At 70.9% G+C, this 11,681-nt stretch carries 15 protein-coding genes; 13 read left to right on the top strand and 2 right to left on the bottom strand.

The genetic code is table 11. The features are described from left to right. Positions 1 to 80: 80 nt before the first annotated feature. The 3 genes from ACX6XY_RS02545 (at position 81) to ACX6XY_RS02535 (ending at position 2,845) form a co-directional block, all read left to right on the top strand. The gene (locus tag ACX6XY_RS02545; RefSeq protein WP_460325812.1) at positions 81 to 632 is read left to right on the top strand and encodes an FHA domain-containing protein; all 552 of its coding nucleotides are present in this window, start codon (positions 81 to 83) and stop codon (positions 630 to 632) included. A gap of 128 nt (positions 633 to 760) precedes the next feature. Then, on the top strand, positions 761 to 2,014 hold the full coding sequence (locus ACX6XY_RS02540; protein ID WP_460325810.1) for an SAV2148 family HEPN domain-containing protein: 1,254 nt from the start codon (positions 761 to 763) through the stop codon (positions 2,012 to 2,014). Positions 2,015 to 2,140: 126 nt separating this feature from the next. Continuing rightward, positions 2,141 to 2,845, top strand: a complete 705-nt coding sequence (locus ACX6XY_RS02535; protein WP_460325808.1) for an exonuclease domain-containing protein — start codon at positions 2,141 to 2,143, stop codon at positions 2,843 to 2,845. A 76-nt stretch (positions 2,846 to 2,921) separates the two neighbouring features. On the opposite strand, the gene ACX6XY_RS02530 is transcribed toward ACX6XY_RS02535, so the two are convergent. Further along, the gene (locus tag ACX6XY_RS02530) at positions 2,922 to 3,776 is read right to left on the bottom strand and encodes a phosphotransferase enzyme family protein (RefSeq protein ID WP_460325806.1); all 855 of its coding nucleotides are present in this window, start codon (positions 3,774 to 3,776) and stop codon (positions 2,922 to 2,924) included. Between the two features lie 98 nt (positions 3,777 to 3,874). On the opposite strand from ACX6XY_RS02530, the gene mgt reads away from it, so the two are divergent. Together mgt and ACX6XY_RS02520 are read left to right on the top strand one after the other, a co-directional pair. Then, entirely contained in the window at positions 3,875 to 5,071 is a 1,197-nt protein-coding gene (mgt, locus tag ACX6XY_RS02525) for a macrolide-inactivating glycosyltransferase (RefSeq protein WP_460325804.1), read from the top strand. 92 nt (positions 5,072 to 5,163) lie between these two features. After that, complete coding sequence (locus ACX6XY_RS02520) at positions 5,164 to 5,712, top strand: DUF1697 domain-containing protein (RefSeq protein ID WP_460325803.1); 549 nt, start codon at positions 5,164 to 5,166, stop codon at positions 5,710 to 5,712. Positions 5,713 to 5,736: 24 nt separating this feature from the next. Here the strand turns inward: ACX6XY_RS02520 and ACX6XY_RS02515 are convergent, their stop codons facing one another. Continuing rightward, positions 5,737 to 6,240, bottom strand: a complete 504-nt coding sequence (locus tag ACX6XY_RS02515) for a GNAT family N-acetyltransferase (RefSeq protein ID WP_460325801.1) — start codon at positions 6,238 to 6,240, stop codon at positions 5,737 to 5,739. Between the two features lie 125 nt (positions 6,241 to 6,365). Here ACX6XY_RS02515 and ACX6XY_RS02510 point away from each other — a divergent pair, with 125 nt between their 5' ends. From ACX6XY_RS02510 to cysD, 8 genes are all read left to right on the top strand, one after another. Next, entirely contained in the window at positions 6,366 to 7,028 is a 663-nt protein-coding gene (locus ACX6XY_RS02510) for a mycothiol-dependent nitroreductase Rv2466c family protein (protein ID WP_460325799.1), read from the top strand. A 55-nt stretch (positions 7,029 to 7,083) separates the two neighbouring features. Next, on the top strand, positions 7,084 to 7,650 hold the full coding sequence (locus ACX6XY_RS02505; protein WP_460325797.1) for a GNAT family N-acetyltransferase: 567 nt from the start codon (positions 7,084 to 7,086) through the stop codon (positions 7,648 to 7,650). A 128-nt stretch (positions 7,651 to 7,778) separates the two neighbouring features. After that, on the top strand, positions 7,779 to 7,862 hold the full coding sequence (locus tag ACX6XY_RS02500) for a putative leader peptide (RefSeq protein ID WP_359331488.1): 84 nt from the start codon (positions 7,779 to 7,781) through the stop codon (positions 7,860 to 7,862). A gap of 128 nt (positions 7,863 to 7,990) precedes the next feature. Beyond that, complete coding sequence (locus tag ACX6XY_RS02495; RefSeq protein ID WP_460325795.1) at positions 7,991 to 9,688, top strand: nitrite/sulfite reductase; 1,698 nt, start codon at positions 7,991 to 7,993, stop codon at positions 9,686 to 9,688. After that, the gene (locus tag ACX6XY_RS02490) at positions 9,685 to 9,864 is read left to right on the top strand and encodes a hypothetical protein (protein WP_460325793.1); all 180 of its coding nucleotides are present in this window, start codon (positions 9,685 to 9,687) and stop codon (positions 9,862 to 9,864) included. The genes ACX6XY_RS02495 and ACX6XY_RS02490 overlap by 4 nt, the downstream gene beginning before the upstream one ends. Next, a complete protein-coding gene (locus ACX6XY_RS02485; protein WP_460325791.1) occupies positions 9,861 to 10,574 on the top strand; it encodes a phosphoadenylyl-sulfate reductase in 714 nt (237 codons plus the stop codon). The genes ACX6XY_RS02490 and ACX6XY_RS02485 overlap by 4 nt, the downstream gene beginning before the upstream one ends. A 20-nt stretch (positions 10,575 to 10,594) precedes the next feature. Then, positions 10,595 to 11,128: an adenylyl-sulfate kinase gene (gene cysC / locus ACX6XY_RS02480; protein ID WP_460325789.1), complete on the top strand. Its 534-nt coding sequence runs from the start codon at positions 10,595 to 10,597 to the stop codon at positions 11,126 to 11,128. Positions 11,129 to 11,142: 14 nt separating this feature from the next. After that, positions 11,143 to 11,681, top strand: a 539-nt coding sequence (gene cysD / locus ACX6XY_RS02475; protein ID WP_460326117.1) for a sulfate adenylyltransferase subunit CysD, incomplete at its 3' end; no start/stop codon positions are given.

The raw sequence follows: 11,681 nt of genomic DNA, 5'->3' as shown, positions 1-11,681 counted from the left end.
CATGAGTTCGCGCAGGTCAGCGAAGGGACGGAAGTTCCGGGTCGCTGGACACTCCGGCCCCGCTACCTGACAATCGCGAGGTGACATCGTCATTCGAGTTCCCTACGCACCCCGAGCGGGTCTCCGACGCCGAGCGAGACAAGGCGCTTCGACTGCTGCGCGACGGCGCGGTCCAGGGCAGGCTGTCACACGACACCTTCGTACGCCGCATGGGGCTCGCGCTCGGCGCCCGCGGGCTGGACGAGCTGTCCGCGCTCACCGCCGATCTGCCCCAGCGGCAGGGCCTGCTGACGCGGCTGGTGACCGGCGCGGTGGGCTCGATGTCCGCGTTCACGGTACGGGTGCGCAGAGCCTGGCAGGCCGAGCGGCTGCCGAAGCTGCTGCTGCCTGCTCCGGCCCCGCACCCGCTGCGGATCGGGCGCGACCCGGCCAGCGGACTGCGGCTGAGCCATGAGTCCGTCTCCCGGACGCACGCCGAACTGCGGGTGCAGAGCGGCCGATGGGTGCTGTACGACCTGGGCTCGACCAACGGCACCACGGTGAACGGCAGGCGGGTGATCGGAGCCGCCATCGTCCAGGAGGGCGACCAGGTCTCCTTCGGCTCCGTGAGCTACCTGCTCTCCGCGCAGTGAGCGCCCCGGCCTAGGAGTGCGCCCATCGGGCTGCACCGCCCGCCGCTCGCGGAGTACCCTTCCTTGATCGTGAACGGGGTCGGGCAGGGGGCTCGCAGGAGCCTCAGGGGGCGGAAGGCGGTGCACGGGTGAGCTCGGGAGGGCTGGAGCTGCCCCCAGGCGAATCGGGTCGGGACCCGGTCCGGGAGGGGGACTCCGTGGAGGTTCCGCCCTCAGCGGTCTCCCTGGCGCGGTCGATGGACGCGGGAAACCAGATAGGACCCGAACTGGACTGGGGCAGCGAAGCCTGGCGCGAGGTACGGACGCGCGCCCAGCGCGCCGGACGGGCCTATGTCTGGCTGAACCTGGTGGAGCAGCGGCTGCGCGCGGTCGTCGCCGCGGTGCTGCGCCCGGTCTACGAGCCGGTGCACGGCGACGACTGGGTGGTCGCCGCGGCCGGGCCGACCGGGCAGGAGTGGGTGCAGCGCGCCGTCGCGGTACGTGAAGTCAGCCGCCGTAAGGGGTACTTGCTCGACCCCGCCGACGACAACGTACTGAGCTTCCTCACGCTGCCGCAGCTGCGTGAGCTGATGGTGCAGCACTGGCCGTGCTTCGAGCCGTACTTCGACGACCGCAGGGACGTCGAACTGGCCCTGGACGAGCTGGAGGTCACCCGGAACGTCGTGTCGCGCAACCGCGCGCTGTCCCAGGCCGTGCTCGCCCAGGCGGAGCGCGCCGCGGCCCGGCTGCTGGAGATATTGGGCGCCGACTCCGATGTGCCCTCCTCCCGCAGGCTGCCGGTGGACGCCGTCGAGGACCTGGTCGGGGACCGGTACGCGGATGTGGTGGGGGTGCACTCGGACCGGGTGCGGCTGCTGCGGCAGTTCCCCGCCGAGGACCTCTTCGGCGAGGCGCGGCGGCTCGACGCCATCGGGATAGGCCTGAACCTCCTGGTGCAGAACTTCTCCGGCCGCCGTCTGGTGCGGCTCGCGGAGTCCGGCTGCCGGGCGCGGCTGCTGTTCCTCAACCCGGCGAGCAGCGCGGTCAAGCGCCGGGAGCGGGAGCTCGGCCTGAAGAAGGGCGAGTTGAGCCGCGCGGTGGAGATGAACATCCTCCATATGCGGCGAGTGCGGTCGCGGCTGCGCGACCCGGAGGCGTTCGAGATCCAGGTGTTCGACGAGACCCCGCGCTTCACGGCCTATCTGGTCGACGGGGACGGCCCGGACGGCATCGCGATCGTGCAGTCCTATCTGCGCAGGACCCGCGGCATGGAGGCGCCGGTGCTGGTGCTCCGCGGCGGGGGCCGGGTGGTGAAACACGCCGAGAGCGGCGAGCACGGGCTCTTCGCGACCTACCGCGAGGAGTTTGAAGCGGCCTGGGCCGACTCGCGGCCGGTGTCCTGAGCCGCGGGTGTCCTGAGCCTCTGCCGCGGCCGCCCCGACGGCCGCGGAGAGTGGATTGTCAGTGGTGCGTGCGAGGGTGGAGCCCAGTAGGAAAACGGGGGAGCACCACGAAGGAGGGGGGCCACCATGAGCTGGCACCAGGAGCTGCTGATCGGCTTCGACCTGGAAACCACAGGCACCGACCCGCACGAGGCGCGGATCGTGACGGGGGCACTGGTGGAGGTCAAGGACGGCGAACCGGCCGGACGGCGGGAGTGGCTGGCCGATCCGGGGGTCGTCATCCCGCAGGACGCCGTGGACGTACACGGGATCACCAACGAGCGGGCGGCGGCCGAAGGCCGCCCGGCCGACCAGGTCGCAGACGAACTGGCCGGTGCGCTGACCGGCTACTGGCTGGAGGGGATACCGGTGGTGGCGTACAACGCGGCCTTCGATCTGTCCCTGCTCGCGGCGGAGCTCGGACGGCACGGCCTGCCGTCCCTGCGTGAGCGGCTGGGCGGCATCGATCCGGGCCCCGTCGTCGACCCGTACACGATCGACCGCGCCGTGGACAAGTACCGCAAGGGCAAGCGCACGCTGGAAGCGGTCTGCGCGGAGTACGGCGTCGCGCTCGACTCCGCGCACCACGCGCTGGCGGACGCCCTGGCCGCGGCGCGGGTGGCTCGGGCGATAGCCGAGCGGCATCCGAAGGTCGCCTCGCTCGGACCCGCGGAGCTGCACCGCCGGCAGATCGAGTGGTACGCGCGATGGGCTGAGAGCTTTCAGAGCTTCCTGCGCCGCAAGGGCGACGCGGACGCGGTCGTGGACGGCCGGTGGCCCCTGCGCACCTGACCCTGACGTTGACCTGATCCCACCGCGCCCCACCCCACCCCTGCCCGGCGGACCGCGTACGCGTGCCGGGAGCAGGTCAGAACGGGTACCAGCGCACCGTGGTGTCGCCGTCGCGGAGTGAGGAGACCCGGCGCTGGAACTCCGCCAGGGCACGGGAGTTGCTCGGTGCGTGCTGGGCGACCCAGGCGCAGCTCGCGGTCTCCCGCGCCCCGCGCAGCACGGCGCAGCCCGCCCACTCCCGGACGTCCCACCCGTACGCGGCGGTGAAGGAGTCATAGGCGGCGCCGGGCAGGCCGTACCGGTCGCGGGACAGGGCCATCACCACCAGGTCGTGCTCCCGGAGGTCGGCGGCGAACGTCTCCAGGTCCACCAGCACCGGGCCGTCCGCGCCGACATGGACGTTGCGGGGGAGCGCGTCACCGTGGATGGGGCCCACCGGCAGGTGCGGGTCCAGCGCGGCCACGGCCGCCGCGAAACCGTCCCGGCGCTCGCGCAGATAGTCCGCGTCGGCCGGGGAGATCGCGTCGCCCGCGAGCCGCAGCCAGCGTTCGACGCCACCGAGCAGCTCACGGCGTGGCAGTGCGAAGGAAGGCGCGGGCAGCGTGTGCACGCGCCGGAGCAGGGCGGCCAGATCGGCTGGCCCGGCGGGGCGCACCGGCTCCGGCAGGCGGTACCACAGGGTCACCGGATGCCCGTCGACCGAGCGGGGCTCCGGCTCGGCGGCCCGTACCGCGGGGACGCCCGACTTCTCCAGCCAGCCCGCGACGCGCAGTTCGCGTGCGGCGCGGTCGAGCAGCTCGGCGGCCGCCCGGCCGACCTTGACGGCCAACTCGCCGTCGGCGAACACCGCGTTCTCGCCCAGGGCCAGCAGCTCGGCGTCCGGGGCCAGGCCCGCCGCGGCCAGCACATCCCGTGCGCGCGCCTCGTCCATCACTTGCCTTCCGCCGTACTCATGCCGTCCGCGACAGTCTCGCAAGTCCCGGAGAAAAACGCTTGCACGATACGTATCGTCTCGTTAAGGTTTCGATCATGACCAGTCGCAAGCCCGCTCATATCGCCATGTTCTCCATCGCCGCCCACGGACATGTGAACCCGAGTCTCGAGGTGATCCGGGAGCTCGTCGCCCGTGGACACCGCGTCAGTTACGCGATCCCCGAGGCCTTCGCCGAGAAGGTCGCCGCCACCGGCGCCGAGCCCCGGATCTGGCGCTCGACCCTGCCCACCGACGACGACCCGGACGCCTGGGGCACCGAACTCGTCGACAATCTGGAGCCGTTCCTGACCGACGCGGTCCAGGCCCTGCCGCAGCTCGCCGACCTCTACGCGGGCGACGAACCGGACCTGGTGCTCTACGACATCACCGCGTACCCGGCGCGGGTGCTCGCGCACCGCTGGGGCGTCCCGATCGTGCAGCTCTCGCCGAACCTGGTGGCCTGGAAGGGCTACGAGGAGGAGGTCGCCGACCAGATGTACGCGACGCTCCGCTCAACCGCCCGCGGCCAGGCCTTCTACGACGACTTCCACGCCTGGATCGCCGAGAACGGCCTGGACCTCACCGTCGAGCGCTTCATGGGCCACCCCGACCGGTGCGTCGTCGTCATCCCCAAGGCGCTGCAGCCTCACGCCGACCGAGTCGACGAGTCCGTCTACACCTTCGTCGGCGCCTGCCAGGGCGACCGAAGCGAGCAGGGCGACTGGCAGCGCCCCGAAGGCGCCGACAAGGTCGCGCTGGTCTCGCTCGGCTCCACGTTCACCAAGCAGCCCGCGTTCTACCGCGCCTGCGTCGAGGCCTTCCGGGAACTGCCCGGCTGGCATCTCGTCCTGCAGATCGGCCAGCACGTGGACATCGACGAACTCGGCGAACTCCCCGCCGACGTCGAGGTGCACCGCTGGGTGCCGCAGCTCGCCATCCTCCGGGAGGCCGATGTCTTCATCACCCACGCGGGCGCGGGCGGCAGCCAGGAGGGCCTCGCCACGGCCACCCCGATGGTCGCGGTTCCGCAGGCCGTCGACCAGTTCGGCAACGCCGACATGCTGCAGGCGCTCGGCGTCGCCCGCCACATCCCGACCGACGAGGCGACCCCCGAGGCGCTGCGCGAGGCGGTGCTCGCGCTCACCGGCGACGAGCGGGTCGCCGAGCGGCTGCGGGAGCTCCAGCGCCAGACCGCCCAGGAGGGCGGCACCCAGCGCGCGGCGGACCTGATCGAAGCCGAGCTTCCCGGCTAGGCCCTGTCTGACAATTCCCGTCTGCCTCGCGACGACGGGAATTGTCAGACGGCTAGGGCTCGTACCGGGGAGACGTCTCTTATCGTGTGCGCATGACGACGACGTACGCAGTCCTGCTGCGCGGCATCAACGTAGGCGGCCACAAGAAGGTCCCAATGGCCGAACTTCGCTCTCTGCTCAACGAGTTGGGTCTCGGCGAAGTCCGCACCTACCTACAGAGCGGCAACGCCGTCTTCACCAGCGCGTCGGACGACGAGGACGCGCTCGCCGAGCAGCTGGGCACGGCGATCGCCGACCGCTTCGGCTTCTCCGTCGACTGCCTGGTCCGCACGGGCGCGTATCTGCGGGCCGTCGCCGACGCCTGCCCCTATCCGGCCGCGTCGCTGGAGGGCAAGCAGCTCCACGTCACGTTCTTCACGCGGCCGGTGGAGCCGGAGCGGTTCGCGTCCGTGGACCCGGCCGCCTACGCGCCCGAGGACTTCCGGCTCGGCGACCGCGCGCTCTACCTCTACGCGCCGAACGGCCTCGGCCGCTCCAAGCTCGCCGAAGCCCTGGCCAGACCCGCGCTGCTGAAGGGCACCGTCGCCACCACCCGCAACTGGAACACCGTCGCCAAACTCATGGAGCTGACCGGCGGCTGACCTCTCCGGCCGGAACGGCGGCGGTCAGCCCCGCCGGTGGGTGAGCAGCTGCGTCGTGGCCCCGTCGTCCTCCGGGACATCCCGGACATGAACGTAGCCCGCCTTCTTCAGCACGGTCAGCGAGCCGCTGTTCCGCGCGTCCACCGTCGCGTGCACCTCAGGCAGGCCGAGCTCCTGATGCCCGTACGAGGTGAGGGCCCGCACCAGCTCCGAGCCGAAGCCCTGCCCCCAGCTGTCGGGGCTGAGCCCGTAGACGATCTCGTGGCCGTCGAGCCAGGGCTCGGGCGACGGCTTGATCTCGGCATGGCCGACGTACCGCCCCTCGTGCCGCACCGCCCACACCTGGAAGCGGTCCTCGGGGTACACCAGGCTGAAGACCCGGCCCCATACGGCCCGCAGCTCCCGCGCTGAGTCGTTCCCGAACCACCGCGCGACCCGTGGTTCCGTGAAGAACCCCACGAAGTCGGCTTCGTCGGTGTGTACATAGGGAGACAGGGACAGGCGGTCCGTACGCAGCTCGGGAGTCACCTGGCGAGGCTAGGCCGCCCCCTCTTCCCAGGTCAAAGGGCTTCCGCGAGGCTGACGAATGGCCCAGGCGAAGCGGTGCGGAATGGACCAGGGACCGAGGCCACTCCCGGACTAGCTTCTCCCGTATGACCACCACTGACTCCGCGCACACCACGCACACCGTGTCCGACGCGTTCCCCGCCGCCCGTACCCGTGTCGACTTCTGGTTCGACGCCGCCTGCCCGTTCGCCTGGATCGCCTCGCGCTGGCTCCTGGAGGCCGAGACACACCGTGACCTCGACGTCCGCTTCCACGCGATGAGCCTGTATCTGCACAACGAGGGCAACGACCTGCCCGAGTGGTACCGCGAGCTGGTCGACAAGTCGACCGGCCCGGCACGGGTCGCCGTCGCCGCCGCCGAGCGGCACGGCGACGGGACGCTGCGCGACCTCTACACCGCGTTCGGCACCCGCATCCACCGAGAGAAGAACGAGGACTTCGACGCCGTCGTCGCCGAGTCGCTGGCCGAGCTCGGCCTCCCCGCCGAGCTGGCGGCCGCGGCGCACTCGACGGAGTACGACGCGGCCCTGCGGCGCAGCCACGACATGGGCAAGGACCCCGCCGCCGACGCCTACGTCGGCACACCGACCCTGCACATCGACGGCGTGGCCTTCTTCGGCCCGGTGCTCGGCTCGATTCCGCGCGGCCGGGAGGCGGCGGAGCTGTTCGACGCGGTGCGTACGCTCGCGGGCCGCCGGGACTTCTTCGAGCTCAAGCGCACCCGCACCGGCGCCCTCAGCTACGACTGATCGACCGGGCAGGCCCAGAACCCGCCTGGTCGGCGGGCATGGTTCCCTGGCAGTCATGAACATCACTGTCACCACCTGGTACCTGGAGCAGACCGCTCCGGCCGACCTGCGCCCCGCCGCCGAGCCCGAGGGGGACGTACGGATCGTGCGGGCCGAGGTGCCGTCGCCGGAGTTCAGCCGCTTCCTCTATACGGCGGTCGGCGGTGACATTCACTGGACCGACCGGCTCAGCCTGACCTACGACCAGTGGCGCGCGTACCTGGAGCGTGCGGGCATCGAGACCTGGGTCGCCTACGAGAAGGGGACGCCCGCCGGGTTCATCGAGCTGGCGGCCCAGGACGACGGCGTCGTCGAGATCGCCTACTTCGGGCTGCTCCCGGTGTTCCGGGGGCGGCGGATCGGCGGCCATCTGCTCTCGTACGGCGTCGCCCGAGCCTGGGACCTCGCCGAGCGCTGGCCGGGGCGCACCGCGACCAAGCGGGTCTGGGTGCACACCTGCAGCAAGGACGGCCAGCACGCCATGGACAACTACCTGCGGCGCGGATTCCGGCTCTTCGACACCACGGTGGAAGAGGAGCCGGACGTCGCCACGCCCGGCCCGTGGACGGGCGCGCTGGGCTGACGCGCGCCAGGCGATCGCTACGCGAACACGGAGTGATCAAGGACACACTGTCTCGATCCTCGGGACAGTGTTGTCCATATATCGGACTAAGGTGGACTGGGTCTAAAGTCCCGTGCCACGCTTCCGTCATGTCTCGAGCTGGAATTGCCTTGGTGAGTCGGCGGCACGTCGACCTCGGCCGCATGTCCAGCGCCATCTGTTCGGCGGGCTGACAGACCAGCTCTCGCCGTCGCACCCCCTTACCTGACCGCCACCGCGCAACGCCGCGCGCGTACTGCCGCACGCCGCTATATGCGCAGGTCAGATCCGCTTTCCCGCTGTTCAGAAGGACGTAATCGCCATGGCCGCCACCCCGGAGAAGCCCGCTGCCGCCACGCCACGCCGCAAGGCGGGCCGTCACCGTGGCGAGGGTCAGTGGGCCGTGGGGCACTTCACTCCGCTCAACGGCAACGAGCAGTTCAAGAAGGACGACGACGGTCTCAATGTGCGGACACGTATTGAGACGATCTACTCCAAGGCCGGATTCGACTCGATCGACCCCGCCGACCTCCGCGGACGCATGCGCTGGTGGGGTCTGTACACCCAGCGCAAGCCCGGCATCGACGGCGGCAAGACCGCGATCCTGGAACCGGAGGAGCTGGACGACCGGTACTTCATGCTCCGGGTCCGGATCGACGGCGGGCGGCTGACCACCGAGCAGCTGCGCGTCATCGGCGAGATCTCCCAGGAGTTCGCGCGCGGCACCGCCGACATCACCGACCGGCAGAACATCCAGTACCACTGGATCCGGATCGAGGACATGCCGGAGATCTGGCGCCGCCTGGAGGCGGTCGGCCTGTCCACCACCGAGGCCTGCGGCGACACGCCCCGCGTGATCCTCGGCTCCCCGGTCGCCGGAATCGCCGCGGACGAGATCATCGACGGCACCCCCGCCATCGACGAGATCCAGCGCCGCTTCATCGGCAACCCCGACTTCTCCAACCTGCCGCGCAAGTTCAAGTCGGCCGTCTCCGGCTCCCCGCAGCTCGACGTCGCGCACGAGATCAACGACATCGCCTTCGTGGGCGTCCGCCACCCCGAGCACGGCCCCGGCTTCGACCTGTGGGTCGGCGGCGGCCTCTCCACCAACCCCAAGCTCGGCCAGCGGCTCGGCGCCTGGGTGCCGCTGGACGAGGTCGCGGACGTCTACGGCGGCGTCATCGGCATCTTCCGCGACTACGGCTACCGCCGCCTGCGCACCCGCGCCCGGCTGAAGTTCCTGCTCGCCGACTGGGGCCCGGAGAAGTTCCGGCAGATCCTCGAAGACGAGTACCTCAACCGCAAGCTGATCGACGGCCCCGCCCCCGAGCAGCCCGCCGGAACCTGGCGCGACCACCTCGGCGTGCACCGGCAGAAGGACGGCCGCTTCTACGTCGGCTTCGCCCCTCGCGTCGGGCGCGTGGACGGCACGACCCTCACCAAGATCGCCGAGGTCGCGGCCGCGCACGGCTCCGGGCGGCTGCGCACCACCGCCGAGCAGAAGATGATCGTGCTCGACGTCGAAGAGTCCCGGATCGACTCGCTCGTGGCGGGCCTGGAGGCGCTGGACCTGCGGGTCAACCCGTCGCCCTTCCGGCGCGGCACGATGGCCTGCACCGGCATCGAGTTCTGCAAGCTCGCCATCGTCGAGACCAAGGCCCGCGGCGCCTCGCTGATCGACGAACTGGAGCGCCGCATCCCCGAGTTCGACGAGCCGATCACCATCAACATCAACGGCTGCCCCAACGCCTGCGCCCGCATCCAGGTCGCGGACATCGGTCTCAAGGGCCAGCTGATGCTCAACGACCAGGGCGAACAGGTCGAGGGCTTCCAGGTGCACCTCGGCGGCGCGCTCGGCCTGGAGGCCGGGTTCGGCCGCAAGGTCCGCGGCCTGAAGGTGACCTCCGCCGAGCTGCCCGACTACGTCGAGCGGGTCCTCACCCGCTTCCAGGCCGAGCGCGCGGACGGCGAACGGTTCGCCACCTGGGCCGCCCGCGCATCCGAGGAGGCCCTCTCATGAGCGAGCGAGCCGCCCCCTTCTACTGCCCCTACTGCGGCGACGAGGACCTGCGCCCCAACGAGACCGGGCACGGCGCCTGGGAATGCGCCGCCTGCAACCGCGCCTTCCAGCTGAAGTTCCTCGGGCTGCTGACCCGCGGACTGACGCGTGACTCCGACGGAGGGGAAGAGATATGACGACCGTTCAGGGAAGCCGCCGGACGGCGGCCGAGCTCAAAGAGCTCGCCGAGCGCGCCGGACGCGAACTGGAGGACGCCTCCCCGCTGGAGATCCTCGGCTGGGCGGCCGAGACCTTCGGCAAGACCTTCTGCGTCACCTCCTCCATGGAGGACGCGGTGGTCGCCCACCTCGCCTCCCGCGCGCTGCCCGGCGTCGACGTCGTCTTCCTCGACACCGGCTACCACTTCCCGGAGACCCTCGGCACCGCCGACGCGGTCGGCGCGGTGCTGGACGTCAACCTCATCACCCTCACCCCCGTACAGACCGTGGCCGAACAGGACGCCGAGTACGGCCCGAAGCTGCACGACCGCGACCCCGACCTGTGCTGCGCGCTGCGCAAGGTCAAGCCCCTGGAACAGGGCCTGGCCGCCTACGACGCCTGGGCGACCGGGCTGCGCAGGGACGAGTCCCCGACGCGGGCGAACACCCCGGTCGTCGGCTGGGACGAGAAGCGGCAGAAGGTCAAGATCTCGCCGATCGCCCGCTGGACCCAGGACGACGTCGACGCGTACATCGCCGAACACGGCGTCCTCACCAACCCGCTGCTCGACGACGGCTTCCCCTCCATCGGCTGCGCGCCCTGCACCCGCCGGGTCGCCCCCGGCGAGGACGCCCGCGCCGGACGCTGGGCGGGCCGCGCCAAGACCGAATGCGGGCTGCACGGGTGACGAACTTTCAGGAGAAGCACATGACGGGAGCCACTGTCTGGCTCACCGGTCTGCCCAGCGCCGGCAAGACCACCATCGCCTACGAACTCGCCGACCGGCTGCGCACCGACGGCCACCGCGTCGAGGTGCTGGACGGCGACGAGATCCGCGAATTCCTCTCCGCGGGCCTCGGCTTCACCCGCGAAGACCGGCACACCAACGTGCAGCGCATCGGCTTCGTCGCCGAACTGCTCGCCTCCAACGGCGTCAAGGCCCTGGTGCCGGTCATCGCCCCGTACGAGGACAGCCGCGCGGCCGTCCGCAAGCGCCACCAGGGCGAGGGCACCCCGTACCTGGAGGTGCACGTCGCCACCCCGGTGGAGGTGTGCTCCGAGCGTGACGTCAAGGGCCTGTACGCCAAGCAGGCGGCCGGTGAGATCTCCGGCCTGACCGGCGTCGACGACCCCTATGAGGAGCCCGCGGCCCCCGATCTGCGGATCGAGTCGCACCAGCAGACCGTTCAGGAGTCCGCAGCCGCGCTGCACGCGCTGCTCACCGAGAGGGGACTGGCGTGACCACCGCGACCACCATCACCGAAGCTGTTCCGAATCCTGAGGGCGCCAGCCCTTACGCGCTGAGCCATCTGGACGCGTTGGAGTCCGAGGCGGTGCACATCTTCCGCGAGGTGGCGGGCGAGTTCGAGCGGCCGGTGATCCTCTTCTCCGGCGGCAAGGACTCCATCGTCATGCTGCACCTGGCGCTGAAGGCGTTCGCCCCCGCGGCGGTCCCCTTCTCGCTGCTGCACGTGGACACCGGGCACAACTTCCCCGAGGTGCTCGACTACCGTGACCGCACGGTCGCCCGGCACGGGCTGCGGCTGCACGTCGCCTCGGTGCAGGAGTACATCGACACGGGCAGGCTGAGGGAACGCCCCGACGGCACCCGCAACCCGCTGCAGACCGTGCCGCTCACCGAGAAGATCCAGGCGGAGAAGTTCGACGCCGTGTTCGGCGGCGGCCGCCGCGACGAGGAGAAGGCCCGCGCCAAGGAACGGGTGTTCAGCCTCCGGGACGAGTTCTCGCAGTGGGACCCGCGCCGCCAGCGCCCCGAACTGTGGCAGCTCTACAA

The sequence above is a fragment of the Streptomyces sp. O3 genome, assembly GCF_054788135.1.
This window is presented reverse-complemented; position numbering and strand designations above follow the sequence as displayed.